Raw genomic sequence first — 26,409 nt, 5'->3', positions numbered from 1 at the left:
AAATTGATTTTGGTTGTAAAATAAAAGCCGCCTCCTACGCTCAAGAAGACGCCTTTCCTAATTAACTGATCTTATAAAGAACAAATAGCGTTTTTGTATTTTGCCGGAAAAAAACCGGGCGTGCAGCCTTAAAGGCGCACGTATGCTGTAAACAGAATATGTTTAAATTAATAGGTAATTAGAGGGTGGGTATTGGGTATTGATTGCCGGCTGATAGCAGCACGGTGTTAGTTAAATTAACGATACAAAACTGCGCGTTAATTTTTGATTAAACAAAATAATTTACGATTAATTAAAGATTTGATAATTCGTATTTATGTTTTTTAAAGTAATATAAGGGTATATATTGAAAAAATAAGTCGATTAGATAGGTGTTTTATGTTCTTTAATGATATAAATATACGTTTTTTTGAAAATCATATACTTTTATTGTTTTAATATAAAAGTTGAAGTGTAAGCATTTTTTTACATAACCAACTAAAATTAGCCGGGGATATAAAGATTATGGATAGCAGAATGGTGCTTATGGACTAACCCAAATGAATGCATGCCTCGGGAGAAAAGGCTGTATGCAGATAATGGGTGATAAACTTATTGAAAGGCATAATTAAAAAACTGCCCAAAGTGCCAGAGGATGCCGGATGGATCATGTACAAAACACTCTTTACCCCAATGTTCGGCCCGTGGAGGGGTTAGTTTAACGGTTTTATATTTAGCAGTAAGGTTTAAAGCCAAAAGTTCTTTCCAGTAACGATCAACGTCATCAACTTCTAAAAATATCATAGTATTATCTATCCAATCCTTTACGTAGGCATCCTGTAAATAAAATGCTATATCATTTGCTTTAAATACAGACATGTTATGGGTAAGTACAGTCTCCTCGAAACCAAGGTCCCGGTAGAAACTTCGTGAAAGTTCAAAATTGTTAGACCCAATGAACGGGCGGATTGCTTTGGCTTTATGTTCCATGGTTTTTAGTCTTAATTGGTAATTGCTTTGAGCAAAATTATCACTCAATATATGCCTAAGATAAGGCATGTTGCATAATTTTCAAAGATATCGATACTACTGTATCAATAAACGTTACTAACAATGTATTATTAGCTCCCCTTAAACCACGTAAAACTACGTGATTTTAAAATCACGTAGTTTTACGTATAGGAATACTCAATTAATAACTGAAATTTGTATAATTAAACAGAGAAATCAGGACGTTTAATTTCTATCAATTGCTGCCCTTGTCATTTCGATGTTATTAACTTTAGAATGCCTGAAGTTAAAGCAACAAGACATTTACACGGCTTGTAATTAAAAGAACAGTGTAACAGCGATTTCGCCACCCGGCTAAAACAATTTCTAAAGCTCCGAAGAAGCAAAAAATACCTAAATCCTAAACCTTATTACTTCTTCGATCAAATGAAAATAGATGTTCTGATTTTTCATGGCGTCGAACTCGTTGATATGAACGGCCCAGCCGATATTTTTCTGCATGCCAACCGCTTCCATAAAGCACCGGGTTATAATATATATACCGTAGCTTCAGTGAGTATTGTTAGCGAAGTTGGAGTGGTAACTATTATCCCGCAATTTACTCTTTTTCCATCTCTGGTGTATATTCTCCGCGCCGTGCTTTGCTGTTACACCATGCCCGGTGGTAGAGTAGCTTTTGCGCTATGGCCACATTTTTATCATCGCCTTTCCAAGCCTCTAAAGCAGGTTGCTGAATAGCACGCGAGAAGGAGAAGGTGAGTTCCCAGGGCATTTTATCTTTGAACCTGATATGCATGGCATTCAGCCGTTCTGAAGCTAATTGTTCAGACTGCCCACCCGAAAGAAAGGCTATGCCTGGTACGGCAGCCGGTACACATCTTAAAAAACATTCAATGGTTGCATCTGCCACCGCTTCTATACTGTCCTGAACAGGACTTTCCAGTCCCGGTAGTATCATATTTGGTTTCAGTATCATGCCCTCAAACTCTACATGCTGATCAAACAATGCGTTGAAAACGGCATGTAATACCTGGTGGGTAACCTCTGAGCATTGTTGCAGCGAATGGTTGCCATCCATTAAAACCTCGGGCTCAACAATTGGTACCAGGCCCGCTTGTTGGCACAATACCGCGTACCGGGCCAGGTTATAGGCATTTGTTTTAATGGCAGTGGGGGTTGGTATGTCTTCCCCAATAGTGATCACAGCACGCCATTTGGCAAAGCGCGCGCCTTTATTGTAATAGTCAGACAGGCGCTTACCTAACCCATCCAGTCCTTCTGTTATTGTTTCTCCCGGGAAACGGTCAAGCGGGATAGTACCTTCATCAACCTTAATTCCGGGTATAATGCCTTTTTGTTTTAAAACATCTATCATCAAAGTACCATCCGTAACAGATTGATTGATGGTTTCATCAAAGAGGATAGCGCCACTGATGCATTCTTCCAGGCCTGGCGTTGTTACAATCAATTCTCGGTATTTCCTCCGGTACTCTTCTGTTTGCGGGATGCCAAGTGCTTCAAAGCGTTTATTGCAGGTACCTGTGCTTTCATCCATCGCCAGTAAGCCTTTGCTTTTATCCATTAAATGCGCCGCGGTTCTTTTCAGATCTGATGTTTCCATAAGGATTTATATAAAATTCTATATGGTTAACAGCGCCGGGCATTAGTAGTTTTTTGTTTTTGTGGCTTATGGCATTCAGTTTACAAATATTAACCCCTCTTGCAAATCGGGCTATAGATGGGTTATCGTATCGGTAATAAATAATAGGAGGTGTTAGGGCGAAATCGAACCGCCGTTTGAGGTTTTGCAGACCTCCGCCTAACCATTCAGCTACTCCACCGTGGTAAATCTATATTGTTATATTAAGCGCTATAGCGCTGAAAATTAATGGCGAAACCCCGAAATAGCAAAAAGTTTGGGATACGCAATATACCCGCATTACTGTTTTTTAAAAACGGCGAGATAGTGGACAAACAAATTGGGGCCGCCCCTAAAAATACTCTGGTTGAAAAGATTGTCAGGCGGCTTATTTAGTATACTTACTAAACAATAATCCTCCTTTGCTTTTTTTGACGAGCAACACAAAAATTGATTTTATCTTTGCAGTGTGCCTGCTAAAAAAAATCCTTTATCGCCCGTAAAAAGAGCCGTAGCTAAGAAAAAAGTAACCCGTAAAAAAGCAACTGTTGCTAAATTCCCTTATCTTAAAGTAGCATTATGGGCCTTTGTGCTCGCTGTTTTGTGTTCGCCGTTTTATTATGGTTATGTGCTAAAAACTGCCGTTACCACCTGGCGATGGATCACAGATATAGGCGGTAATCCTAACTATCGTACGTATACAAGTTTCCAGATAAAGATACCCGCGCAGTATAAAATACATGGTATTGATGTTTCTTACGCACAAGGCAAAATAAACTGGGATAAAGTAAGTGCTATGGAGGAGGACAGTGTTCGCATTTCGTTCGCCTTTATTAAAGCAACGGAGGGGCTGCTAACTGTCGACCCCTATTTTAAACGCAACTGGCGCGAGGCGCCAAAGGCGGGTATTACCTGCGGCGCTTATCACTATTTCAGGCCCAAAAAAGACGGGTTATGGCAGGCACGGTTCTTTTTACAGAACGTAGAGATTGAAAAAGGAGACCTGCCCCCTGTAGCGGATGTAGAAACACTGGATAAACTCCCCCCGCAGGTAATGCGGAAAGAACTGGCCAAATTCCTGAAACACGTCGAGCAGAAAACAAAGGTCCGCCCAATTATCTACACAGGCATCAGTTTTTATAACGACTATTTGAAAGGCTATTTTGATGGCTATACTTTATGGGTAGCCCACTATAACCGCGATAAATTAAACCTTAGCGAAGATACCCCATGGCAATTCTGGCAACACTCGGAAACCGCGCATATTAATGGCGTAAACCACGTGGTTGATTTTGACGCTTTTAAGGGCGATAGCCTGACGTTTAGATCTTTATTAGTGCCATAATCTGATAGTGCTGCGCGAATGACCCATTTTGCCTGTATTTTAGTATATATTGTACCCATAAAAGCGGATGGAATGAAAGGTGTATATTGTTATTTTTGCCGTAATGACGGATCTGAATGAATATGAGTGTGAGCTGTTGGATGCGGTGCTGGAAGCTTTTGGTATACCGGATAGTTTAACAAGGTTGCAATTACTTAACCTTTTTGACCAGGATGAAGCCGCCGCCTTTGCTATGGTACAAGTGCTTACCCGGGAGGGCCTGATAACAAAATCAGGTACGCACGGCGATTATGAGCTGCCCGAGAAACTTATCCTCAAACCCAAAGGAGAAAAGTTTCTTAAACAGGGGGGCTTTACCCGGCGCTACCATACAGAACAGCAAAAGCCGCTTGAAATTGGGAGCACACTCGCCAAATTACAACAGCAGAACCTGCGTTTGCAAAACCTTAAACTTGCAAACGAGACAGAGATAAGCAGCCTTAAGAAAAAAGTAAATGATATGCAAACCCGGCAATATATATGGTGGGGGCTAATCCTTGTTGCGTTAATTACAGGATTGTTTATCGGCCAGATGCTTAACAGCTAAATAACAGGTTTAGTTATTTCAAAATCTTCCTGGTGAGAAAATATACGGCCATCATACTCCCAGTCAAGTATAAGTTTCCACTTCCCCTCCTTACAACTGCCAACCGGTATTTCCAGTGAATTATCTTTCGAACTCTCAACTTTTAGTCGCATGCATAAGCCGCCGTGGCAATTCACTGGCGACAATATCGCATTACCTTTCACCGGGTGGTTAAAGTTAAAACTTATAGTTTTCATGGTGATAGCGTTTATACCCAAATATAAGCAGGCATACTTGTTTGAAAAATGACGCAGATCATAAACGGCTGATTGGTAATGTAAATAATGCAGTTAAATAATATGTAGGTGTTAGCGTGTTTGCTGAATAATGTGACCAGGGTCATGTTTTTAGTGTTACGGCATCACTCATTTGCAATGCTTATTACCACACTTTTGTTGTAAAAGTGTAACATATAAATATGATCCCAACAAAAATGAAGGCAGCTGTTATCCATGAATTTGGGCAACCGCTGGTGATTGAAGATGTACCGGTGCCAACCCCGGGCGATAACCAGATATTGGTAAAAGTGATTGCTTGTGGCGTTTGCCATACCGACCTGCATGCCGCAAATGGCGACTGGCCTGTAAAACCACAGTTACCCTTAATACCGGGGCACGAGGCTATTGGTTATGTTGTGAGTTTAGGTACGGGTGTAAAAAATGTAGCTATTGGCGACGTAGTTGGTGCGCCCTGGCTTTACAGTGCCTGCGGCTGCTGCGAGTTTTGTATAACAGGATGGGAAACTCTTTGCGAAGAGCAAAAAAATGGCGGCTATAGCATTAACGGTGGTTTTGCCGAGTATGTATTAGCCGATTCCAGGTACATAGCCCATTTTCCGAAAGGGATAAACTTTGCCGCGATGGCGCCAATAATTTGTGCGGGTGTTACCGTTTACAAGGGCTTGAAGGAAACCGAAGTTAAACCCGGCGAATGGGTGGCTATATCTGGCGTTGGCGGCTTAGGCCACTTGGCTGTGCAATATGCAAAGGCCATGGGTATGCACGTTGCCGCGGTAGATATTGCTGACGATAAATTAGCACTGGCCAAACAATTGGGTGCAGAACTAACAGTTAATGCCCTGAATGAAAACCCGGGAGCAGTTTTAAAGAAAGCTACAGGCGGCATGCACGGCGTATTGGTTACAGCCGTTTCGCCAATTGCTTTTGAGCAGGGGATAGGCATGCTGCGTCGAAAAGGCACTATTGCTTTAAATGGCTTGCCCAAAGGTAGTTTCGATCTGCCGATATTTGAAACTGTGCTTAACCGCTATACTGTACGTGGCTCGATAGTAGGCACTCGTAAAGATATGCAGGAAGCTATTGCATTTGCTGTAGAAGGTAAAGTAAAGGCGGACATCCATATCGCTAAACTGGAGGATATTAATCAAATTTTTGATGATATGCGTAAAGGCGATATTACAGGCAGGGTGGTTTTGCAAATAGCAGAAGTATAAATCTAAAAATAGCATGACCAATAGTACCGAGATACAGTTTTTGGATGGGCCGCACTCCAGGCTAAAGGAATTAAAGTTTACAATCGGAACGATGGTAGATCTGATACATGGGCTGCGCGCATTACATTTTGTGGGGCCGTGTATTACCTTTTTTGGGTCGGCGCGTTTTAAGGAAGATCATCCTTATTACCAGCTTACCCGCGATGCCGCGGCAGCTTTTGCAAAACTGGGTTTTACCATTATAACAGGCGGCGGGCCGGGGCTGATGGAAGCTGCTAACCGTGGCGCTAAAGACGCAGGCGGTTATTCTGTAGGATGCAATATTCAACTGCCGGTAGAGCAAAAACCCAACCCATACCTGGACAAATGGGTTTACATGACCCACTTTTTTCTAAGGAAGGTACTGTTGGTAAAATACTCATTTGCGTTTGTAGTGATGCCCGGCGGTTATGGCACGCTTGACGAGTATTTTGAAGCGCTTACGCTTATTCAAACACATAAAATAAAAAATTTCCCTATCATCATTTTTGGAAAGGAGTACCACAAAGAACTAATTGAACATATAGCCGTAATGAAACGCGATGGAACCATTGGGCCTGATGACGAGAAATTTTATTTGGTAACTGATGATATAAATGAAGCTACAGAATTGATAAGGGAGAAAAGTATAAAGCAATTCGGACTAAAGCCCAAACGAAAATACAGGCCGTTTAGTTGGTTGTTTGAGCATAAATAATCAGCATACAGGCTGCAGTTAAAGATGCTTACATATTTTTTACAAAGTAACAATTGTTAAGGTGCCATAATTTATGGGCGCCTTTTTTGTTGCTGTGCCAGGTCAGCTTATTGGATGACTCGTATCATTAATTAATCCGTCTGCATATCAGACCTTTATATCATAAAACAATAAGGTTATGAAAAAGCAAATAAACATAGATGATTATCATTACAGCCATAAAGCCAATACATTACTGTTAGTATGCTTGTTCCTTATAACAGTGATGCTTGCAGTAGTGATGGCCCAAAGCCAATCTTATATAAGATAAAGACAATATACTGGTCGCTAAGTCTGCGCTCATCGGCAAATTATTTATTTATATTTGCATCGAATGAGGTACCTCGCATTTATATTCAGTTTATATTTTATCGCTTTGGCAATATTACCATGCCAGGACAGGGAAGATATATTAGCGGATGTTATGCAAGTTTCTATTCAAAAAAGTCATTCTGCAAATGAAGAACAGGCACAGGAAGCTTGCCCGCCCTTTTGTACTTGCTCCTGCTGTTCTACCGCAAGGTTTTTATCTGCGGCAGTTACTACTCCCGTTTTTATAAAACCGATAACCCGTGAATACCCTGATTACAGCATCCCCGCTATTCAGGAGCAGCCAATTAAGATCTGGCAACCCCCTCAAATAGGTTAATACGACATTTTTTAGATTTTTTGCCTGCAATAAATTTTGCAAGGCTTTTTCGTATTCGTATTAATTTTTACATTTTATGTTTGATAAAATTATCGCGTTCTCTATCAGGAACAAGGTAACTATCGGGATCATGACACTGGTTTTAGTATTGGTGGGCACATATTCAGCGTATAATCTGCCGGTTGATGCGCAACCCGATATTACCAATAACCAGGTACAGATCATAACACAAGCACCCAGTCTTGGCGCGCAGGAGGTAGAGCAGTTTATTACCGCTCCCATAGAATTATCCATGGCTAATATTGCCGGGATCATTGAAAAACGTTCCATATCCCGTTCCGGCATATCTGTTATAACCATCGTATTTAAAGACAACGTAGACATTTATTGGGCACGCCAGCAGGTGAACGCCCAGTTAAAAGAAGCAGAAAACAGTATACCAAAGGGATTAGGCGAACCAACACTGGCACCCATAACCACCGGACTGGGCGAGATATACCAGTACGTAATTCACACCAAAAAAGGGTATGAAACCCGATATTCCGCCACCGATCTGCGTACTATCCAGGACTGGATAGTTAGAACACAGTTAGCAGGTACGGTTGGTTTGGCAGAAGTAAGCGGCTGGGGAGGTTACGTTAAGCAATATGAGGTAGCTTTAGATAACGACAAGTTAAACTCTTTAGGCATCACCATACCACAGGTTTATGAAGCGCTTCAAAAAAACAATGAAAATACCGGCGGCTCCTATATAGAGCAGCAGCGTAATGCTTACTTTATACGTGGCCTGGGCCAGGTGCAAAACCTGGACGATATACGCCGTATAGTTGTTGCCAATACCAAAGGCTCGCCCATACTTGTAAGGGACATTGCCACCGTGCAGTTTGGCAGCGCCACCCGTTACGGCGCTGTTACCCGCAATGGCGAAGGTGAAGTTGTAGCCGGCGTAGCCCTGATGCTAAAAGGCGAAAATTTTAGCGAAGTGATCCAAAATGTAAAAGACCGGATGGTACAGATACAAAAATCTTTACCGGAGGGTGTGGTCATCGAACCGTTTATTGACCGTACAGAATTGGTTGGCCGGGCAATAGGCACGGTTAAACGTAACCTTTTAGAAGGTGCACTTATTGTAGTTTTCGTGCTGGTATTATTGTTAGGAAATTTACGGGCCGGCTTAGTAGTGGCATCTGTTATTCCATTAGCCATGCTGTTTGCATTTGCTATGATGCGGCTGTTCGGTGTATCGGGCAATCTCATGAGTTTGGGTGCAATTGATTTCGGGCTGATAGTTGATGGCGCGGTGATTATTGTTGAGAGCGTAGTTCACCATATAACCACAGGGAAATATAAAAAAGAGGGTATCCCCAAACTTACTTCCAAACAAATGGATGTGGAGGTGCGTGACAGCGCCGGTAAATTGATGAAATCTGCCGCATTTGGCCAGATTATTATATTGATCGTTTACCTGCCGCTGCTGTCACTGGTAGGGATTGAAGGAAAGATGTTCAGGCCTATGGCCGAAACTGTAGCCTTTGCAATCCTCGGGGCATTTATCCTATCGTTAACGTATGTGCCTATGGCGAGTGCGCTGTTCCTCAGCAAGAAAACTTCACACAAACGCAACATATCCGATCGTATCATCGAATTTTTACAGCGGATCTATCAGCGTGCTTTAATCGTGGTATTAAAAATAAAGGTGCTTACGGTAACTATCGTATTTATCGTGTTTGGTATATCTATATGGGCATTCAGCCGAATGGGAGGCGAGTTTATCCCCACTTTGGATGAAGGCGACCTAACAGTAGAAGTTTCTATGATGCAGGGAACATCGCTAACTGAGGTTGTGAAAACATTCGGCAAAGCCGAAAAACTGTTAAAAGCTCAATTTCCCGAGATCAAGCAGGCCGTTACCCGTATCGGCAGTTCCGAAATACCAACCGACCCCATGCCAATGGAAAAGGGCGATATGATGCTGGCCATGAAACCCAAGAGCGAATGGAGGTCTGCGAAAACCAAAGAGGAAATGATAGAAAAGATGGAAGAGACTCTATCAGCTATCCCCGGTATCAATGTAGAAATATCACAGCCCATGCAAATGAGGTTTAACGAACTCATGACCGGCATCCGGCAGGATGTAGCTATCAAAATTTATGGCGATGACCTGGATATGCTGGCTGTTCAGGCCGAAAAGCTGGCTAAGATTATCAGCCCTGTAAAAGGTGTTAGCGAACCCTATATAGAAAAAGTTAGCGGCTTGCCGCAAATACAGGTAGCCTATAACCGCGATAAAATGGCGCAGTATGGCTTAAATATCAGCGATGTGAATATGATCTTGAAAACCGCGTTTGCGGGGAGTGTGACCGGTGTAGTATTCGAGAGGGAAAAACGCTTTGATATGGTGGTACGGTTAAACCGTGACCTGCGAGAAAATATATCGGGTGTTGAAAACCTGCTTGTACCGCTACCGTCAGGTAATAAAGTACCATTAAGTCAGGTGGCCGATATTTCTTTTAAAGATGCACCTGCACAGGTATCACGTGAAGATGGTAAAAGACGTATCTATGTTGGGTTCAACGTGCAGGATCGTGATGTAGAATCAACCGTTAAAGAGATACAGGCTAAACTAAATACCGCCTTAAAATTGCCGGCCGGTTATTACCTTACTTATGGTGGCCAGTTCCAAAACCTGCAGGCTGCCAAATCAAGGCTGCTGATTGCTGTGCCTGCGGCTTTGCTGTTCATCCTGATGTTACTTTATGTGACTTTCCGTTCGGTAAAAGAAAGCCTGCTGATCTTTACAGCGGTTCCGCTTGCTTCTATGGGTGGGGTTGCAGCTTTGCTGCTTCGGGGTATGCCGTTCAGTATTTCAGCAGGTGTTGGTTTTATCGCGCTTTTCGGGGTAGCTGTATTAAACGGGATTGTACTTATCGGCTACTTTAACCAGTTGAAGGAAGAAGGCATGACCAATATTTACGATCGCGTTTTGGAAGGCACTAAAACAAGATTACGGCCCGTATTAATGACCGCTTCCGTTGCCTCGTTAGGATTTCTGCCCATGGCTTTATCCACCAGCGCAGGTGCAGAAGTTCAAAGGCCGCTGGCAACGGTGGTGATTGGCGGGTTAATCACTGCTACGTTTTTAACGCTGTTTGTTCTGCCATGCCTTTACCTGCTGTTTAACCGGAAGGAAACGGAGAAGGTTAAGGTGCCAAAAGGCTTGGTTACTATATTGATAATTTTTGGTATAGGTGTTTTTCAAACTAACAAAGCAGAGGCGCAAAACAGAACGGAGCTCACCTTAGATAGCGCCATCAATAAAGCCATCAGGAATAACCTGCAGATCCGCTCGGCAGGGTTATCTGTTGAACAGGCCAGGGCCTTGCAAAGATCGGGCACGGACATTCCCAAAACAGAATTGATGGTGACGCAAGACCCTACCAGCGGCGGTAATATGGATAATGCGATAGGTATTACACAAACCATTGCCTGGCCCGGCTTATATAAAAACCAGCGCAAGCTGCTTAACCAACAAACTTTGCTGGCAGAACGCTCAGTTCATTTAACAAGGGCAGAGATCATCAGGCAGGTAAGAAGTGCCTGGTACGCTTATTTACTGAACCGGGAAACGCTTCGCATCCTTAATTATCAGGACAGTGTTTATAGCGGATTTGTGAAAAAGGCGGAGATCAGGTTTAAAACCGGTGAAACTTCCAACCTGGAACTAATCAGTGCGAAGAATAAATATCAGGAGATCGTGACGCTCAAAATTGGCGCTAAGGCAGATCTGCGGAGCAATGAATTGAGTTTACAACAATTGCTCAATACTTCCGAGCCGATCGTAATCGCCGAAAGGAATTTACCCCTCATGCTTGCGTTGCCTTCAGATACCCTAAATGTGGCCAATAGCCCAAAGGTGAATGTCGACTTGCAAAATATCGAAGTGGCTAATGCCCGGGTAGCTGTAGAAAGATCAAAGGGATTACCAGACTTTACATTAGGCTATAACCAGCAACTGGTGATCTCAGGGTTCAATCCTGCCAACATTAATCGGGGTTATTCACAGGGCACCCGCATAGCCGGTATTCAGGTTGGTGTTGCATTGCCCTTGTTTAATGGTGCAAACCGTGCGAGGGTAAAATCGGAACGCCTTTCGGCGCAAATTGCCCAAACTAATTATCAGCTCGCGCAAACACAGGTAAAATTGCAATACGACCAGGAATATCAGCAGTATTTGAAGTTCCGTCAATCGGTAGATTTTTATCTGGCAGGCGGATTAAAACAAGCGGACGAACAACTGCGAATAGCGCAAGTATCGTTTAACCTGGGCGAGATCGGTTATATCGAATATATCCAGAATATGTCGGCCGCGGTACAGGTCAAGTTGGCCTATATCGAAGTACTGAGCCGTTTAAACCAGTCGGCCATTCAAATACAATTTATCAAAGGAGAATAACAGATGAACATTCAAAAATATAAACTCATAATAGCTGCCTTTTTAGTTGGGGTAGCTTTGGTATCGTGTTCGGGTGATACAGGCGAAAAGGAAGCAGATTCTACAGAAGCAAAAAAAGAAAAGCCTGATGGATTGGTGCTGACGCCCGAACAAATGCAAACTGTAGGTATAGTAACCGGCCCCATTGCACAAAAGAACCTCGATTCGGTAATCAAAGCCAACGGGCAGTTAGCCGTGCCACCTCAAAACAAAGCGGATGTCAGTATCCTTTCCGGAGGTATTATTAACCATATCAACGTTATTGAGGGGCAGCAGGTAAAACGCGGTCGGCTATTGGCCACTATCAAAAATCAGGATCTGATCAAGATACAGCAGGATTACCTGGCTGCTAAAAATAACTTTACTTACATACAAGCTGAATATAACAGGCAGAAACAATTGCAGGAAGCTGGTGCCGGCACCGGTAAGTCGTTTCAATCTGCAGAAGCAACTTATCATGCCGAGCGGTCGCGTTTAACAGCTTATGAAAGCCAGTTAAGCCAGCTGGGTATATCACCTGGTAAAATAGCGAATGGTAAGATCGTTTCCCAATTCCCGGTGTTATCACCCATTGGCGGTACTGTTGGACAGATCACAGCAAACACCGGCGCATTTGTGCAGCCGGGTACATCTATTATGGAGGTGGTTGACAATTCAAAAATACATTGCGACCTTACTGTTTTTGAAAAGGACCTAATGCATGTAAAAATTGGGCAGAAGGTGAGCTTCCAGCTAACTAATCAGGAAAACCAACTTATTACCGGAACCATCAACGGGATCAATAAATCCTTTGAAAATGAAAGCAAGGGGGTTACGGTACATGCGGTTATTAATAACAAAGAACAAAAGAACCTGATACCCGGGATGTACGTTACTGCACTAATTAGCACCGGCAGCAGGTTGACAACAGCCGTTCCCGTGGATGCAGTGGTGCGCTCAGAAGGCAAGCAATTCATTTTTATAGTTGTACCTGACGCTGCTGGTAAAGGCGATACAGTCAGATTCAAAAAAGCGGAAGTAGCTACCGGGGTAACAGAATTAGGCTTTATACAGATCAAACCACTTATGGATTTGCCTGCTTCAGTAAAAGTAGCCCTAAAAGGGGCATTTTACTTACAATCAAAAGCTACCGGCGGGGCAGAAGAGGAATAACCAAAACATCGGCATGAAAAAGCAAAAACAACATACAATTGTAGCAAAACAATCGCGTGCAGATATCCTGACCTCAAAGCATAAGGAAGAAAAACATCACCACGATGAAAAGGAGCCGGGACATGACCATGAGCATGGTGGTATATTCGGCAAAAATACGGAACTGATATTTGCCATACTTTCTGGTGTATTCCTGGCATTAGGCTTCGGCTTATCATTTATACATTCGCTGCCACAGCCTACCAGCATCATACTTTATGGCATAGGCTATTTCTTCGGTGGGTTTTATACAACTAAAGAAGCTTATGAAGCGATCAGTAAAGGACAGTTTGAGATCGATTTTTTGATGTTGGTTGCCGCTATTGGCGCTGCATTTCTTGGGCAATGGGCAGAAGGGGCGTTATTATTGTTCCTTTTCAGCTTTGGGCATTCATTAGAGCATTATGCAATGGGCAGGGCCACCAAGTCTATCGCGGCTTTAGCAGATCTTGCACCAAAAACAGCTATTGTTCGTCGAGATGGAAAAGAAAGCGAGGTGCCTATTGAAGAACTTGTACGTGGTGATATCATCATCATTAAACCTAACAGCAAGATATCTGCGGATGGTGCGGTTATTAAAGGAGAAAGCAGTGTTAACCAGGCACCAATAACCGGTGAAAGTGTACCTGTAGATAAGTTGCCTGTTGCAGACACTGAAAAGGATTATGCGGACGATAAAACACTTAAAGCAGAAAATAAGGTATTTGCCGGAACTATTAACGGAAGCCAGGTTCTGGAAGTGAAAGTAACCAAGTTGGCGGCAGATTCTACTCTCTCGCGATTGGTTAAGTTGGTTAATGATACGGAAGCGCAGAAATCGCCCACTCAGTTATTTACCGATAAACTGCAAAAGGTATATGTTCCGGCGGTACTTATCCTGGTAGTGATTTTATTATTTGCTTACCTGGTAATTGATGAACCATTTAGCAAAAGCTTTTACAGGGCAATGGCGGTATTGGTTGCAGCCAGCCCATGCGCTTTGGCTATCTCTACACCAAGCGCGGTATTAAGTGCAATTGCCCGTGCAGCAAGGGGCGGTGTGCTGATAAAAGGAGGAGGGCCTTTAGAGGAATTAGGTGGCTTAACTGCTATCGCTTTTGATAAAACAGGTACGCTTACTGAGGGTAAACCACAGTTAACCGGCGTGGTGGCGTTGGCCGGGCTTTCGGAAGATGAGATTTTAGAGATAGCCATCGCTGTAGAAAAATTAAGCGACCACCCGTTAGCTGTGGCAATTGTAAAAGGCGGTCTTGAAAAATTAAAACAAAAGGATATTCTGTCAGCTAATAACCTTCAGGCGGTCACCGGGCATGGTGTTAAAGCCACAATAGGCAACAAGAAGATTATCATAGGGAATCGCAGCCTGTTCAAAAAGCTTTCGGCCGATGTACATACCCGGGTTGAAAAGTTAGAAAAAGAAGGTAATACAACAATGCTGGTAGAGCAGGATGGCGAAATTGTGGGCCTGATCTCCCTGATGGATGTAGCCCGGAAAGAAGCAGGGAAAACCTTAAAAGAATTAAAAGAACTGGGTATTAAGCGCATGATCATGCTAACCGGCGATAATCAACAGGTAGCAGAAGCTGTAGCTAAACAAATAGGTATTACTGACGCAATAGGCGGCTTACTTCCCGAAGAAAAGGTAAAAGCCGTTCAAGATCTGATAAAAGCGGAAAAGAAGGTTGCAATGATTGGCGACGGTGTAAACGATGCTCCTGCAATGGCTAAAAGTACTGTTGGCATTGCCATGGGCGCTGCTGGTTCAGATGTAGCTTTAGAAACTGCCGATATCGCTTTAATGGCCGATAGGTTAGATAACCTGCCATTTGCTATCGGGCTTAGTCGTCAATCGCGCAAAATCATCAGGCAAAACCTGGTTATCAGTTTGGGTATGGTTGCCATTTTAATCCCACTAACCATTTTTGGAATTTCTGGTATTGGCCCGGCGGTTATTGGTCATGAAGGCTCAACTTTGGTTGTAGTTTTTAACGGGCTGCGGTTATTAGTGTATCAAAATAGGCGTAAGTAGTATTTAATTCGAAAAAAAGCAATGAATTGCCAATTTTAATAGGCAACCTGTATTTATTCTATCTGTCATAGTCCAGAATGAAATCAGATTTCTGATGTATCTTTAAAACTAAGTCGCATTTTATACACTTAAGCACGATTTAATTTACAAAAAGTAATGCATAAAGAAGATCACATTACCGGTTCTGAAACGATCAGGGATATAGTTATAGGCATGTCGGATGGTTTAACAGTACCTTTTGCGCTGGCAGCTGGTTTAAGTGGTGCCATAAGTTCGTCAGGTATAGTTGTCACTGCCGGTATTGCAGAAATTGTGGCCGGATCAATAGCAATGGGTTTAGGGGGCTTTTTAGCGGGGCGCACCGAGGTTGATCATTATAATTCTGAGCTAAAGCGCGAATATGATGAGGTTGAACGTGTGCCCGAGCAAGAGAAAGCTGAGGTGAAAGAGGTTTTTGCCGGTTTCGGCTTATCAGAAAACTTGCAGCAACAAATTGCCGATGAAATGGTAAAAGATAAAGACAAATGGGTTGATTTTATGATGCGTTATGAATTAGGCCTTGAAGAACCCCACGCCAACCGCGCTACAAAAAGTGCAATTACCATTGGTTTATCTTATATAGTTGGTGGTGTAATACCTCTTTCGCCCTATATTTTAGTTGATAGCTCTCAAATAGCGCTATACTATTCCTGCATAGTAACCCTTATAAGCCTATTTATTTTTGGTTATTTTAAAAGTAAGCTAACAGGGCAGCCTGCTATAAGCGGCGCATTTAAAGTTGTTATAATTGGCGCGCTGGCAGCCGGGGCGGCTTTTGCCATGGCAAAGCTTATTAATGGCAAATAATGCCATTTTGTTAAAAAAGTGTTAAATCACTATCCGAAGCCTGAAATTCATATTAAATACAGAATTGGCGTTTAAACTTGTATTATAAAAAAAACGCTTGTATTGCGAGAATACAATTATTGAAATTAATAACCCCTGATTAATTACAAAATGAATTCTAAAAAAACGATGGACAGGAAAGAGTTTTTTTCTGCAATTGGCATAAGCGCCGTGGCCTTAACTGTAATGGGTTGCTTAGGCTGCAGTAAAAGTTCCAATTCGGCAAATGGCTCTTCATCAGCCCCTACCGGTGTTGATTTTACACTTGATCTTAGTGCTTCTGCAAATTCAGCACTGGCCACAAGTGGTGGTTATTTAATATCCCAAGGCATATTAATTGCCCGTACAACAGCAGGGGCATATATTGCCGTGCAAGAGTCGTGCACTCATCAAAGCTATCCATTAGTTTATCAATCAGGCAGCAGTCAATTTTATTGCAATAACCATGGGGCTACGTTTACTGAAAAAGGCGTGGTTACCGGTGGGCTAACTAATCGTTCATTAGCAGTTTATAGCACGAGTTTAACCGGTACATCGTTACGGATATACTCTTAAAATTAAAAACATGAAACAATTACTTGCTATTATTTTATTTGCGTTGATAAGCCCTGCTATCACCTGGTCGGGCGATTTTAACCAGGCGCAAAAGGAAGCGCAAAAAACACATAAACTTATTATAATAAACTTTTCGGGCAGCGATTGGTGTGGCCCTTGTATACGTACGCGCAAAGAGATACTGGAAACCAGTACGTTTGAAAACTACGCTTCAGATCATCTTGTGCTGGTGAGGGCAGATTTTCCGCGTCAGAAAAAAAATCAGTTACCTAAAGACCAGGTAAAACGTAATGAAACGCTGGCAGATAAATATAACCCCGATGGTGAATTCCCTCTCACTTTACTGGTTGATGAAAATGGCAAAGTATTAAAAAAATGGGAAGGTTTCCCGAATGTAACTCCTGAAGCATTTGTTGCCCAGATAACCGAATCTACAAATGCAAAGCGCTGAAACAATAACTGGTGAGATAGTGCATAAGCAGGTGTTAAAGCTCATGGGCAATCGCTTTGAAATAAGTGTAGTAGCCAATGATGCTGAATGGGCGCAACAACGTATAGAGATGGCTATCGCCGAGATAAGGAGGATAGAAAAATTGTTGACAACGTTTAGCGATGACAGCCAAACCAACCAGATAAATAAAATGGCTGGCATTGCCCCGGTTAAAGTAGATCAGGAAGTATTTGATCTGATAGCACGATCACTAAAAATATCCGAATTAACACAAGGCGCTTTTGATATTACTTATGGGTCGATAGATAAAAGCTTGTGGAATTTTGACCTGAATATGAAAGCATTGCCCAATGCTGCCACTGCCCGGGCTTCAGTAAGGTTAATTAACTATGAAAACGTAATACTGGATAGCCAAAAGGTCACCGTTTTTTTAAAAGAAGCCGGCATGCGGATAGGCTTTGGCGGTATTGGTAAAGGTTATGCTGCTGATAAGTCAAAGGCTGTGTTACAAGCAAACGGGGTTAAAAGTGGCATTGTAAACGCTGCCGGCGATTTGGTTACCTGGGGCACACAACCCGGCGGCAAGCCATGGACTATAGCCATAGCAGACCCTGACCAGGAAACTACACCATTTTCAACGCTTAACATTAGTAATATGGCCATTGCTACATCGGGCAACTATGCCAAGTATGTAATTATTGGCGGCAAAAAATACTCGCATACCATCGATCCAAAAACAGGCCTGCCGGTAAGCGGAATAAAAAGTGTAAGTATTATAAGCCCGAGTGCTGAATTTGCCGACGCCATGGCTACCCCTGTTACCGTAATGGGCGCTTATGTTGGGCTCGATCTGATCAACCAGTTGCAAAATGTGGCCTGTGTAATTATTACTGATGATAGTAAAGTTTATACGTCTAAAAATATCAATATAAAATAGCATGATAAAATACCCCATACGAATAATAACTATCATTTGCGCGTGTGCAATGTATAGCCTTTCTTCTTGTGTGTCAGTTAAACCATATCAAAAAAATCGCTTAAACGATACGGAAATGGAACTGTCGGCCCGAAAGTCACAAAAGTTCGAACAAAGCTTTCAGCTTTATCGCGAAGGCGGTTCGGGGGCCAACGGCGGTAAAAGTGGTGGTGGTTGCGGGTGTAATTAATATTAACAGACAGTAAATGAAAAAAATATATTTAGGTGTACTTGCCATGTACATGGGCATATTGGCATCACACGCGCAAACAAAACCGCAGCCTGTTAAAGATTCCACTAACTATGAATCAAGAAAGCTTAAAATTGATGAGATCAATTTCGTTTCGGCTTATTACCATCAAAACGGTAATAACTCTGCCGTAACCGGCGGTATTGGTACCGAAAAGCTAACCGATTTTGCCAATACCTTTGATCTGCAAATGTCAAAGTATAGCAAAACCGGTAAAAAGCATACATTCCTGTTTGAGTTAGGTGTTGATCATTACACCTCCGCATCTTCAGATAAGATAGACCCTAATAGTGTATCGTCTGCATCTATGCAGGATACCCGCATCTATCCATCGTTAAACTGGACGGTATCAAACGATAAAACAGGCAACGCATTTGGCTTATCGGCATCATATTCGCATGAGTTTGACTATCAATCTGTAGGAGCAGGCATCAATTTTACCAGGCTATCAAAAAACAAAAACACCCAATTTGATTTTAAGGCCCAAGTATTTTTAGATAAATGGAAGGTGATACTACCGGTAGAATTGCGCCCGCCGGGGTACGGTTCAGGGTCCGATCGTGAGGATAACCGCCCGGTTGATTCCAAACCGCGAAATTCATTTAGCACGTCGTTTTCACTTTCGCAGGTACTTACACAAAGATTACAGGTTGCACTTATAGTAGAACCATCTTACCAACATGGCTTACTGGCAACAAAATATCAGCGCGATTACTTTACCGATGGATCTGAGCGCGTAGAGAACCTGCCGGATAACCGCTACAAACTTCCGATTGGTGTAAGATTTAATTACTTTTTAGATGATCATTTTATCATCCGCACCTTTTACAGGTACTACATGGATAATTGGGGCATAAGGGCCCACACCGCCGAAGTAGAGATTCCGGTAAAGCTAACCTCGTTTGTTTCAGTTAGTCCGTTTTACCGATATAACACGCAGGTTGGTACCCGTTACTTTAAACCCTACGGCCAGCATAACCCTACAGAAGAGTTTTACACCAGCGATTATGACCTATCCAGCCTGCATAGCAATTTTGTAGGTGCTAATATCAGGTTGTCGCCGCCTAACGGTGTGTTTGGCAATGCGCATTTTACCTCTTTGGAGTTAAGGGCCGGGCATTATATGCGCTCCACAGGGCTTAACTCAAATATTGTAACGCTCGCTTTGAAGTTTAAGTAATTAGTAAAGGATAGATTTATAAACAAACTTGTTGTTGGCAACATGTATTTTTATGATCAAGCCTGCTTCAACAAGTTTTTTAAGGCGGCTATAAAATGATGTTATACTCATTTTATAGCCTTTTTTTGTTATTTCTAACCACAAAAATTCAGCATCATTTGTTTCTTTGAGTGTATTTATATATTCAACAATCAAGTCGTTTACCCGATTATATTCTTTTTGTTTTTCGGTTAAGCGTGATTTGGACGCCCTGTATATTTGTGCCGGATAATTCATTTGGTAAATCAATTGTGTTCGGCACCGCCGTTTATCATGTCAGACACGATACCGTTCTCGTTTTTGCGTTCGGCCAATAAAACACCAACGATATGCACCAAAATAAACGCCAGTATCAGGTACATGCAAAAGCTATGCACCTCTTTAACCGAATGCCTGATGGGTTTGTAAGCCGATAAAGCATCCTCAAAAGCAAGAAACAAACCTGTGATGACCATAATAATAAGTAATGCATAAAATATGGCATAGATAGTTTTAACGGTAAGTTCGTGCCTGGCCACCTCACGATTTTTTTTGACAGTGTTAAACCGATGATAAGCACTTTTTATTTTGCGGATAAACTTTTGATCGGCCAGTTGAAAAAATTCCAATATCAACCTAAAGGCAAGCAGGCCTGCCAGCACATAACCAAAATAGATGTGTATCCCCCATACGCTATCGCTTAGGGCATGCGCGGCTGCTCGTGCCTGCTCGTTTGTTACTGTTGAGCCCGCTTTTTGTAATTCATCTTTCATCAATGCCGATGTAGAATGGCCATCTGTAATTGTTGCATTGATTAATACGGTGGCTAACGATCCACTTATCACAATTAAATTTACCCAATGCCAAAGACGCAACGAAAAAGAATATCGTTTGATTTTTGTTGAGTGTTGTAGGTCATGACGGGTTGGTTCTATTATAGCCATATGAATTATAATGTTGACAATTTTAAAGATAGACGGTAAAACTGGAGAAAAACTGAATTAAAGTTAATGTGGTTGATTTGCATTCTTCTAATACAGATTGTATTCAGATTGTTTTGTTAAATAGCAATAATACCCGCTACATTGCATCAATTGTTGTAACTTAAAACTCGTGAAAATACTTATCGTTGAAGACGAACAAGGCCTTCGGGAAAACATGCTTACTTATCTAAGTGAGGATAATAACATATGCGAAAGCTGTGCAGATCTTGCAACTGCGATCGCCAAACTGGCGGGCTATCAATACGATTTTGTATTACTGGATATTGGGCTGCCCGATGGGGAAGGGTTTGAAATATTGAACTACCTAAAAAACGAGATGAGAAACGAGGCTGTTATTATCATCTCAGCCAGGAATTCTTTAGACGACCGGATAAAAGGCCTCAATATAGGAGCAGATGACTATTTGGTTAAACCCTTTCACCTGGCCGAATTAAAGGCCAGGATAGTTGCTGTTTTTCGCCGTAAAGCTGCCAACAGCAATAACAACCTTGTTTTTAACGAGATTGTTATAAACCTTATTGGCCGTACAGTTTTTATAAATGATGTTGAAATACTTTTAACACGTAAAGAATATGATATGCTTTTGTATTTTATAGCCAATAAAGGAAAAGTAATTGCTAAAACCGCACTTGCCGAACATTTATGGGGCGATGAAATGGACATGCATGATAATTTCGACTTTATATACTCGCACATCAAAAACCTGCGGAAAAAGATACTCGACGTTACTACAAATGACTATTTGAAATCGGTTTATGGCATTGGTTATAAATTTACTGATAAATGAAACTGGCTGCGCATTACAATAAAGTAAATATCATAGTTACACTATCGGTACTGGTAATTGGTGCTGTTATTTATTTTTTTGCCATTAATACAATAACAGATAACCGCCTTGATGAAGAACTTGGTGAAGAGGTATCAGAGGTAATTACCTATATACAACAACATAAGCAGCTTCCTAAACAATTTGATATTGATGAGAACCAGGTTGAATTTATAAAAACCAATTTGCTGAATAGCAAGCCCAGGTATTTTGATACTACTTATGTTAACCCCCGCAAAAGTGGCGATAAAAGCGGCCGCGCATTTGAAGGCGGACTTAGTTTTAAAGGTGATAATTATAGATTTAGGATAATCATATCAAGCGAGAGTACGGTTTATCTTAAACAGATAATTACTGCTATTACATTAATACTTATGCTGGTGGTATTAACAATACTATCTTTAGCCAACAGGTATTTGCTAAACGACCTGTGGAAACCCTTTTTTGGCTTACTGGCGCACATGAAAGCCTTTAATGTATCTGAGAGCAGCACATTTAAATTAACAAACAATAAAGTTGATGAGTTTAATGATCTGGATAACGCTATCGGGGTAATGTCATCACGTGTTAAAAGTGATTTTCAGAACCTTAAACATTTTACCGAGAATGCCTCGCATGAAATGCTTACCCCCCTTGCTGTAATCACATCCAAATTAGATACATTAATACAGGATGAAACCTTAAAAAAAGAACACTTTGATCAGATCCAGGATATTTACGCCGCCGCCGGTAAATTATCCAGGCTTAACCAATCATTATTATTGTTGGTTAAGATAGAAAACAATCTGATCGCTGATAATGATACCTTAAACCTGCAACAATTAATAAACGATAAGCTTAGACAGTTTCAGGAATTATTAACATCAAAAGAAATACAGATATATGCCGAATTGGAAGACAAAGAGGTTGTAGTTAGTAAGTATCTGGTAGATATTTTACTTAATAACCTACTTAGTAATGCCATAAGGCACAACCAGGTTAAAGGCAACATTAATATTTATTTAACAGAGGACAGGCTTGTTATCCAGAATTCAGGTTCAGCCGTTCCGCTTGATGGCGAGGCAATTTTTGATCGTTTCCAAAAGGGAAGTACTTCAGACGGTGCAGGCCTTGGCTTAACTATTGTAAAAAATATATGCAACGTATGTGGTTGGGACATGCAGTATTTATTCATCAATAATTTGCACACCTTTTCAATAGTTTTTTAACCAGGCTTGCCATACTTCAACGCATCCTGATTTGAAGAACAGAACTGATTTAAGTATTTTATTACGGCATCACCGCATGCGCAAAAACTCATCTTTCTGCGCCATTACGGCCCTGTAACCGGCGTTGAACATCCTGTCCGGATTTTTTAACTCAAACATCGGGTAATGATACAATTTCGGTTCAAGGTAGTGGTCACAAAATACGGCGCTGGCAGCTACCTGATGTGCTAGCATTAAATGGAAACATCTGTCTATTACCTGTAACCGGCTTATTTTTTTAGGTAACGTTCCATGCATCTTGTTAACGTTCGATCCGATAAGTACTTCACACACCTTACGGATATCTTTCACAGGCATATTATCCAGAATACCGCCATCTGCCAAATAGCCACCGCTAAAACGTACAGGCATAAATACCCCGGGTACGGCACACGAGCCAATGAGGGCCTTGTGCAGCGGCCCACTTGAAAATGTAACTGTCTGCGAGGTAAGCAGGTTGGTAGCAGATACCCACAATGGTATGGTTAACTCTTCAAAATGATGAGGGAGATTCGTGTCTTTAAAAAGCTGCGTTAATCCGGCTACGGTAAATAAACCGGATCCTGATAATAATTTATTGATGAAACCATGCGAAGCGGTCTCTCTAATAGATTCCAGGATATCTTTAGGTGAATTTCCGGCGGCATAAAGTGCGCCTATTACGGCGCCCGCACTTGCCCCCGCGATCGCCTTCGGCCGGATGCCCAAATCTTCCAGTCCTTGTAAAACACCGAGGTGGGCGATGCTGCGTGCGCCACCCCCAGACAAAACCAATCCCGTTTTAAACATAGTTTCCGAATATCCTGCAAAATTGCTCATATGTACGGCTATATAAAATGACCAGGATCATACTGTGGTCTGTCATATGTCAGCTTTGTTTTATTGCGGATAAATGAACTTTACGAAAAAGTTAAAGATGAAAACACTATTGATAGCCACTGACCTTTCTGAAAACGCGCGGCACGTTGCTACTTATGGTTACCGGCTTGCCCAGCAGCTTAGGGCCAGGGTATTGCTTTGCCACGTAATGAATATCCCGGCAGAGATTCCGCAAAATGGCATGGTAGCATGGCCTGTAGATATTTATGATGATATGTTACACGATAGCGATAAAGAACTGGCTAAACTCAAAAACAGGATGATGGCAGAAGGTGATGTTATAGGTTACCAGCCGGAGATAATTTGCATACATGATGGGGGCTTTGTAACAGATGTTGTAAATGCAGAAGCACAAGCTAACCAGGCCGATATCATCCTGATTGGTACACACGGAAATGATGCGCTTACAACTCTGATGATTGGTAATCATAGCAGGAAAATGATTGAAGCCACTTCACGACCTTTGTTACTTGTCCCGGCCGGCGTTACCGCGAAACCGATAAAAAGAATTGCTTTCGGCAGTGATTTTAAACAACCCGCAAAAGAGATAGATGTGATTAATAAATTGGTGGGTTTTGCCAAGGCCCTTGGCGCGGAGCTGATCCTTGCCCATATAGACCAGGGACATGACAATCCGGAATATACAGCCATTGTTAAAAAATTATTGATGGAGCTGATCGCTAAAAATAATCATCAAAAAGTTAGTTATGAAGTAGTAAAAAGTAACCATGTAGAAAACGGACTGGATTGGCTGGTACGGCATGCGCATGTCGATGTGATTGCTTTTGCGCATCGTGAACATGGGTTTTTAAACCAGATGTTCAATGGTAGTCACACGCAAAAAGCCTCCGATAAAATGCCGGTGCCATTACTGGTTATCAAAGAAAACTAATGCATTAAAGATTGACAATGAGGCCTTTTATATACGCTGTTCAATAATTTAGATAATTAAAAATGAAAAAGATCCTTGTGCTCACCGATTTTACCGACCAATGCAGCCAGGTAAAAGAAACGGCCGTTATGCTAAGCGCCAAACTGCATGCTAACCTCATCCTGTTTAATACATTTATCAGCCAGCCGGCAATGTTGTCAGAAAATGGTAGCGATCCCTGGGTGTTAGAGGAACTAATGTGGATAGAAGATAGTAAAAAGAAACTGAAATTTTTAAAAGAAGATATGGATCTGCTGATTGCGGCCTTACCGGCTGCAGACCATCACGCAAGCATCGATTGTCGTAAGAGTATGGGCAGCCTGGGGCTCCAGGTTAAAGAATTGCTTGAAGAAGAGCATGTTGAAATGATAGTTATGGGAGCCCGTAGCGGCAGTACCTGGGATCATATCCTTGTTGGAAGTGATACTGTATCGGTGGTTAATCATACTAACAGACCGGTAATGATAGTACCTGTCGGGCATCCGCTAAGGCAGCTCAAGAAGCTAACCATAGCTACTGATTTTGACGAAGCTGATCTGAATGCCATACATTACCTCACCAGGCTTGGGCGATTGTTTGGTTTTACAATTGAAATTGTATATGTAAAACTATGGGGTAAAGAAAGTATTGATCAGACACAACAAACATCATTTGAAAAACATATCGCCAAATTCAACTTTCCTGGTATCAACTATCAAAATATCGGAGGTAAGGATCTGGTTAACCGGCTGAATGATTTGTGCGAAAGTAATGGTTCGGATGTGCTTGTGTTGGTACATGATCATCACAGTTTATTGCACCGTTTGTTCAATGGTACAAATGCAAAATCATTGCTCGAGAAACAAAAAATTCCGGTGATGATAATTCCGGCTGGGATGGATTTGCGTTGATCAGAACCAGTACTTAAAGTAACAAGTTTTCAATTGAGACCTGGTGCAGATAACTATATAGGCGTTGATATACAGCCGGAACATACGTATACTTTTCTTTCAATTAGGTAAACCGGTGTAAGTAAATTGTAGTTTTTTTTAAATTTCCTGTGTGCGGTCGGGAGGCGTATTTCTTTGCTCGAACCTGCCGGTCTTTTTGCTTAGTTTGATCCGGTAAAGAACAAGCTCTTTTGAGCTGCCAATCTCGTGGGCCATATCTGCTATGCCGTGTGAAGGATGCGCGTCTTCGGCTTTAGCTAAATAGGGTTCTATCCGCCTGATGAGCTTCTGCATCGCTTGTTCAGATTCTTCAACACTTGTGAGTTCCTCGAAGGTTCCCCAGCAAATGGCGCTCTTCCAGTTAAAGAAATTTTCGACATGGTCTACTTCAAAGCAAACTTCCGGGTTTCTGCGCATCAGGTCTATTTTCATACCGCTGGCCGAATGTGCATAGATATAAGGTGACTCGTAAGCATAATGTACTGGTACAATATAAGTTATGCCGTTGTTGTGGCAACCAATCCGACCGAGTAACTCTGTCTTGAGTAGTTCCTCCATGGTGTTATTGTCAAGTTCTCCTAACATGATATGATTTTTAAAGTTCTTTTCTTTTAATGATCAAAGGAAGTGCGTTTTTTTCGTCCCGTGTATGATCGCTATCATTTCCCGACATGATCGCAATCATTATGTTATCAGTAGGGCATAATGATGATCAGCAAAAACCGTCATCAGGCTCATTGGTACCATATAGATAGCCTTCTTTTTTTGAATGAACAGGGTTGATAACTGATAAGGGTGAATATTGCGAAACCGGACGGTCCCCCGCTGATCTGCGTCATTTTTTGTGGCTTCACGAATCCTTACCTTTAGCTTATGGCCATCCTGCTTACTTAATTAGGGCACGGTTGAATGGCTGATGAATAACGAATAACCTGCCGGTATTCATTGTTCACCGTTAAGTATAAAACAATAATTTATGAATAGGCACACAGCGGTAAAATATTTTAATAAACAATGGAAGGTTATGAATACCCGTCTGAAGTCCTATTTAAAAAAGGGGGATCAGGAAGACTTGCACCAATTCCGGGTA

Annotated in this window: 27 protein-coding genes and 1 tRNA gene; 19 read left to right on the top strand and 9 right to left on the bottom strand. The window is 41.9% G+C overall.

All coding sequences use genetic code 11. From position 1 onward, the window contains the following. Nucleotides 1–591: 591 nt before the first annotated feature. The 4 genes from WC615_RS12455 to WC615_RS12440 all read right to left on the bottom strand — a co-directional run bounded on the left by WC615_RS12455 (nucleotide 592) and on the right by WC615_RS12440 (nucleotide 2,832). On the bottom strand, nucleotides 592–969 hold the full coding sequence (locus WC615_RS12455) for a VOC family protein (protein ID WP_372978419.1): 378 nt from the start codon (nucleotides 967–969) through the stop codon (nucleotides 592–594). A 414-nt stretch (nucleotides 970–1,383) separates the two neighbouring features. Beyond that, entirely contained in the window at nucleotides 1,384–1,506 is a 123-nt protein-coding gene (locus tag WC615_RS12450; protein ID WP_372978418.1) for a hypothetical protein, read from the bottom strand. An 82-nt stretch (nucleotides 1,507–1,588) separates the two neighbouring features. Continuing rightward, on the bottom strand, nucleotides 1,589–2,611 hold the full coding sequence (locus tag WC615_RS12445; protein WP_372978417.1) for a class I fructose-bisphosphate aldolase: 1,023 nt from the start codon (nucleotides 2,609–2,611) through the stop codon (nucleotides 1,589–1,591). 147 nt (nucleotides 2,612–2,758) lie between these two features. Further along, nucleotides 2,759–2,832 (bottom strand) — tRNA-Cys (locus WC615_RS12440). 46 nt (nucleotides 2,833–2,878) lie between these two features. On the opposite strand from WC615_RS12440, the gene WC615_RS12435 reads away from it, so the two are divergent. The 3 genes from WC615_RS12435 to WC615_RS12425 all read left to right on the top strand — a co-directional run bounded on the left by WC615_RS12435 (nucleotide 2,879) and on the right by WC615_RS12425 (nucleotide 4,560). Then, nucleotides 2,879–3,025: a thioredoxin family protein gene (locus WC615_RS12435; protein ID WP_372978416.1), complete on the top strand. Its 147-nt coding sequence runs from the start codon at nucleotides 2,879–2,881 to the stop codon at nucleotides 3,023–3,025. A gap of 73 nt (nucleotides 3,026–3,098) precedes the next feature. Beyond that, nucleotides 3,099–3,974, top strand: coding sequence for a glycoside hydrolase family 25 protein (locus WC615_RS12430; RefSeq protein WP_372978415.1), 876 nt, complete (start codon nucleotides 3,099–3,101; stop codon nucleotides 3,972–3,974). Nucleotides 3,975–4,077: 103 nt separating this feature from the next. After that, on the top strand, nucleotides 4,078–4,560 hold the full coding sequence (locus WC615_RS12425; protein ID WP_372978414.1) for a hypothetical protein: 483 nt from the start codon (nucleotides 4,078–4,080) through the stop codon (nucleotides 4,558–4,560). On the opposite strand, the gene WC615_RS12420 is transcribed toward WC615_RS12425, so the two are convergent. Continuing rightward, nucleotides 4,557–4,796, bottom strand: coding sequence for a hypothetical protein (locus WC615_RS12420; RefSeq protein ID WP_372978413.1), 240 nt, complete (start codon nucleotides 4,794–4,796; stop codon nucleotides 4,557–4,559). The two genes, WC615_RS12425 and WC615_RS12420, sit on opposite strands and share 4 nt — an antisense overlap. Nucleotides 4,797–5,017: 221 nt before the next feature. Here WC615_RS12420 and adhP point away from each other — a divergent pair, with 221 nt between their 5' ends. The 12 genes from adhP to WC615_RS12360 all read left to right on the top strand — a co-directional run bounded on the left by adhP (nucleotide 5,018) and on the right by WC615_RS12360 (nucleotide 19,485). Next, the gene (gene adhP, locus WC615_RS12415; protein WP_372978412.1) at nucleotides 5,018–6,052 is read left to right on the top strand and encodes an alcohol dehydrogenase AdhP; all 1,035 of its coding nucleotides are present in this window, start codon (nucleotides 5,018–5,020) and stop codon (nucleotides 6,050–6,052) included. A 13-nt stretch (nucleotides 6,053–6,065) separates the two neighbouring features. Next, nucleotides 6,066–6,788: a TIGR00730 family Rossman fold protein gene (locus WC615_RS12410; protein ID WP_372978411.1), complete on the top strand. Its 723-nt coding sequence runs from the start codon at nucleotides 6,066–6,068 to the stop codon at nucleotides 6,786–6,788. 373 nt (nucleotides 6,789–7,161) lie between these two features. After that, complete coding sequence (locus WC615_RS12405; protein ID WP_372978410.1) at nucleotides 7,162–7,476, top strand: DUF6660 family protein; 315 nt, start codon at nucleotides 7,162–7,164, stop codon at nucleotides 7,474–7,476. 76 nt (nucleotides 7,477–7,552) lie between these two features. Further along, nucleotides 7,553–11,929: a CusA/CzcA family heavy metal efflux RND transporter gene (locus tag WC615_RS12400; RefSeq protein WP_372978409.1), complete on the top strand. Its 4,377-nt coding sequence runs from the start codon at nucleotides 7,553–7,555 to the stop codon at nucleotides 11,927–11,929. Nucleotides 11,930–11,932: 3 nt separating this feature from the next. Next, a complete protein-coding gene (locus tag WC615_RS12395; protein ID WP_372978408.1) occupies nucleotides 11,933–13,120 on the top strand; it encodes an efflux RND transporter periplasmic adaptor subunit in 1,188 nt (395 codons plus the stop codon). A gap of 13 nt (nucleotides 13,121–13,133) precedes the next feature. Beyond that, on the top strand, nucleotides 13,134–15,188 hold the full coding sequence (locus WC615_RS12390; RefSeq protein WP_372978407.1) for a heavy metal translocating P-type ATPase: 2,055 nt from the start codon (nucleotides 13,134–13,136) through the stop codon (nucleotides 15,186–15,188). Between the two features lie 156 nt (nucleotides 15,189–15,344). Then, nucleotides 15,345–16,034 carry a VIT1/CCC1 transporter family protein gene (locus WC615_RS12385; protein WP_372978406.1) on the top strand — a complete coding sequence of 230 codons (690 nt, stop codon included), beginning with the start codon at nucleotides 15,345–15,347 and terminating at the stop codon, nucleotides 16,032–16,034. A gap of 150 nt (nucleotides 16,035–16,184) precedes the next feature. Beyond that, the gene (locus tag WC615_RS12380) at nucleotides 16,185–16,628 is read left to right on the top strand and encodes a ubiquinol-cytochrome c reductase iron-sulfur subunit (protein WP_372978405.1); all 444 of its coding nucleotides are present in this window, start codon (nucleotides 16,185–16,187) and stop codon (nucleotides 16,626–16,628) included. Between the two features lie 10 nt (nucleotides 16,629–16,638). Then, the gene (locus tag WC615_RS12375) at nucleotides 16,639–17,079 is read left to right on the top strand and encodes a thioredoxin family protein (protein WP_372978404.1); all 441 of its coding nucleotides are present in this window, start codon (nucleotides 16,639–16,641) and stop codon (nucleotides 17,077–17,079) included. Then, entirely contained in the window at nucleotides 17,066–18,016 is a 951-nt protein-coding gene (locus tag WC615_RS12370; protein ID WP_372978403.1) for an FAD:protein FMN transferase, read from the top strand. Before WC615_RS12375 ends, WC615_RS12370 begins: the two co-directional genes overlap by 14 nt. A 1-nt stretch (nucleotide 18,017) precedes the next feature. Beyond that, the gene (locus WC615_RS12365; RefSeq protein WP_372978402.1) at nucleotides 18,018–18,245 is read left to right on the top strand and encodes a DUF4266 domain-containing protein; all 228 of its coding nucleotides are present in this window, start codon (nucleotides 18,018–18,020) and stop codon (nucleotides 18,243–18,245) included. Nucleotides 18,246–18,261: 16 nt separating this feature from the next. Beyond that, on the top strand, nucleotides 18,262–19,485 hold the full coding sequence (locus tag WC615_RS12360) for a DUF3570 domain-containing protein (RefSeq protein ID WP_372978401.1): 1,224 nt from the start codon (nucleotides 18,262–18,264) through the stop codon (nucleotides 19,483–19,485). On the opposite strand, the gene WC615_RS12355 is transcribed toward WC615_RS12360, so the two are convergent. Both WC615_RS12355 and WC615_RS12350 read right to left on the bottom strand, forming a co-directional pair. After that, nucleotides 19,486–19,761 carry a hypothetical protein gene (locus WC615_RS12355; RefSeq protein ID WP_372978400.1) on the bottom strand — a complete coding sequence of 92 codons (276 nt, stop codon included), beginning with the start codon at nucleotides 19,759–19,761 and terminating at the stop codon, nucleotides 19,486–19,488. An 8-nt stretch (nucleotides 19,762–19,769) separates the two neighbouring features. Then, nucleotides 19,770–20,447, bottom strand: coding sequence for a cytochrome b/b6 domain-containing protein (locus WC615_RS12350; protein WP_372978399.1), 678 nt, complete (start codon nucleotides 20,445–20,447; stop codon nucleotides 19,770–19,772). A 169-nt stretch (nucleotides 20,448–20,616) separates the two neighbouring features. Here WC615_RS12350 and WC615_RS12345 point away from each other — a divergent pair, with 169 nt between their 5' ends. After that, entirely contained in the window at nucleotides 20,617–21,294 is a 678-nt protein-coding gene (locus tag WC615_RS12345; RefSeq protein ID WP_372978398.1) for a response regulator transcription factor, read from the top strand. Then, nucleotides 21,291–22,541, top strand: coding sequence for a sensor histidine kinase (locus tag WC615_RS12340; protein ID WP_372978397.1), 1,251 nt, complete (start codon nucleotides 21,291–21,293; stop codon nucleotides 22,539–22,541). The genes WC615_RS12345 and WC615_RS12340 overlap by 4 nt, the downstream gene beginning before the upstream one ends. A 69-nt stretch (nucleotides 22,542–22,610) precedes the next feature. On the opposite strand, the gene WC615_RS12335 is transcribed toward WC615_RS12340, so the two are convergent. After that, entirely contained in the window at nucleotides 22,611–23,399 is a 789-nt protein-coding gene (locus WC615_RS12335; RefSeq protein WP_372978396.1) for a patatin-like phospholipase family protein, read from the bottom strand. Nucleotides 23,400–23,496: 97 nt separating this feature from the next. On the opposite strand from WC615_RS12335, the gene WC615_RS12330 reads away from it, so the two are divergent. Together WC615_RS12330 and WC615_RS12325 are read left to right on the top strand one after the other, a co-directional pair. After that, complete coding sequence (locus WC615_RS12330) at nucleotides 23,497–24,351, top strand: universal stress protein (RefSeq protein WP_372978395.1); 855 nt, start codon at nucleotides 23,497–23,499, stop codon at nucleotides 24,349–24,351. A 62-nt stretch (nucleotides 24,352–24,413) separates the two neighbouring features. Further along, nucleotides 24,414–25,280: a universal stress protein gene (locus tag WC615_RS12325; RefSeq protein WP_372978394.1), complete on the top strand. Its 867-nt coding sequence runs from the start codon at nucleotides 24,414–24,416 to the stop codon at nucleotides 25,278–25,280. A gap of 138 nt (nucleotides 25,281–25,418) precedes the next feature. On the opposite strand, the gene WC615_RS12320 is transcribed toward WC615_RS12325, so the two are convergent. Further along, nucleotides 25,419–25,877, bottom strand: a complete 459-nt coding sequence (locus tag WC615_RS12320) for a pyridoxamine 5'-phosphate oxidase family protein (protein ID WP_372978420.1) — start codon at nucleotides 25,875–25,877, stop codon at nucleotides 25,419–25,421. Between the last annotated feature and the right edge of the window lie 532 nt (nucleotides 25,878–26,409).

The organism is Mucilaginibacter sp. (assembly GCF_041663085.1).
Classification (GTDB): domain Bacteria; phylum Bacteroidota; class Bacteroidia; order Sphingobacteriales; family Sphingobacteriaceae; genus Mucilaginibacter.
The sequence above is the reverse complement of the archived record's forward strand: the minus strand, read 5'-3'. Positions and strand labels throughout refer to the sequence as shown.

Excerpts from the sequence above, each read along its gene's own strand:
- WC615_RS12390 (WP_372978407.1), top strand. The coding sequence starts at position 13,134 with ATGAAAAAGCAAAAACAACATACAATTGTAGCAAAACAATCGCGTGCA.
- WC615_RS12425 (WP_372978414.1), top strand. The coding sequence starts at position 4,078 with ATGACGGATCTGAATGAATATGAGTGTGAGCTGTTGGATGCGGTGCTG.
- WC615_RS12455 (WP_372978419.1), bottom strand. The coding sequence starts at position 969 with ATGGAACATAAAGCCAAAGCAATCCGCCCGTTCATTGGGTCTAACAAT.
- WC615_RS12325 (WP_372978394.1), top strand. The coding sequence starts at position 24,414 with ATGAAAAAGATCCTTGTGCTCACCGATTTTACCGACCAATGCAGCCAG.
- WC615_RS12330 (WP_372978395.1), top strand. The coding sequence starts at position 23,497 with ATGAAAACACTATTGATAGCCACTGACCTTTCTGAAAACGCGCGGCAC.
- WC615_RS12385 (WP_372978406.1), top strand. The coding sequence starts at position 15,345 with ATGCATAAAGAAGATCACATTACCGGTTCTGAAACGATCAGGGATATA.
- WC615_RS12420 (WP_372978413.1), bottom strand. The coding sequence starts at position 4,796 with ATGAAAACTATAAGTTTTAACTTTAACCACCCGGTGAAAGGTAATGCG.
- WC615_RS12365 (WP_372978402.1), top strand. The coding sequence starts at position 18,018 with ATGATAAAATACCCCATACGAATAATAACTATCATTTGCGCGTGTGCA.
- WC615_RS12335 (WP_372978396.1), bottom strand. The coding sequence starts at position 23,399 with ATGAGCAATTTTGCAGGATATTCGGAAACTATGTTTAAAACGGGATTG.
- WC615_RS12435 (WP_372978416.1), top strand. The coding sequence starts at position 2,879 with ATGGCGAAACCCCGAAATAGCAAAAAGTTTGGGATACGCAATATACCC.
- WC615_RS12370 (WP_372978403.1), top strand. The coding sequence starts at position 17,066 with ATGCAAAGCGCTGAAACAATAACTGGTGAGATAGTGCATAAGCAGGTG.
- WC615_RS12400 (WP_372978409.1), top strand. The coding sequence starts at position 7,553 with ATGTTTGATAAAATTATCGCGTTCTCTATCAGGAACAAGGTAACTATC.
- WC615_RS12375 (WP_372978404.1), top strand. The coding sequence starts at position 16,639 with ATGAAACAATTACTTGCTATTATTTTATTTGCGTTGATAAGCCCTGCT.
- WC615_RS12445 (WP_372978417.1), bottom strand. The coding sequence starts at position 2,611 with ATGGAAACATCAGATCTGAAAAGAACCGCGGCGCATTTAATGGATAAA.
- WC615_RS12450 (WP_372978418.1), bottom strand. The coding sequence starts at position 1,506 with ATGGAAGCGGTTGGCATGCAGAAAAATATCGGCTGGGCCGTTCATATC.
- WC615_RS12410 (WP_372978411.1), top strand. The coding sequence starts at position 6,066 with ATGACCAATAGTACCGAGATACAGTTTTTGGATGGGCCGCACTCCAGG.
- WC615_RS12395 (WP_372978408.1), top strand. The coding sequence starts at position 11,933 with ATGAACATTCAAAAATATAAACTCATAATAGCTGCCTTTTTAGTTGGG.
- WC615_RS12340 (WP_372978397.1), top strand. The coding sequence starts at position 21,291 with ATGAAACTGGCTGCGCATTACAATAAAGTAAATATCATAGTTACACTA.
- WC615_RS12380 (WP_372978405.1), top strand. The coding sequence starts at position 16,185 with ATGAATTCTAAAAAAACGATGGACAGGAAAGAGTTTTTTTCTGCAATT.
- WC615_RS12320 (WP_372978420.1), bottom strand. The coding sequence starts at position 25,877 with ATGGAGGAACTACTCAAGACAGAGTTACTCGGTCGGATTGGTTGCCAC.
- WC615_RS12405 (WP_372978410.1), top strand. The coding sequence starts at position 7,162 with ATGAGGTACCTCGCATTTATATTCAGTTTATATTTTATCGCTTTGGCA.
- WC615_RS12350 (WP_372978399.1), bottom strand. The coding sequence starts at position 20,447 with ATGGCTATAATAGAACCAACCCGTCATGACCTACAACACTCAACAAAA.
- WC615_RS12355 (WP_372978400.1), bottom strand. The coding sequence starts at position 19,761 with ATGAATTATCCGGCACAAATATACAGGGCGTCCAAATCACGCTTAACC.
- WC615_RS12360 (WP_372978401.1), top strand. The coding sequence starts at position 18,262 with ATGAAAAAAATATATTTAGGTGTACTTGCCATGTACATGGGCATATTG.
- adhP (WP_372978412.1), top strand. The coding sequence starts at position 5,018 with ATGATCCCAACAAAAATGAAGGCAGCTGTTATCCATGAATTTGGGCAA.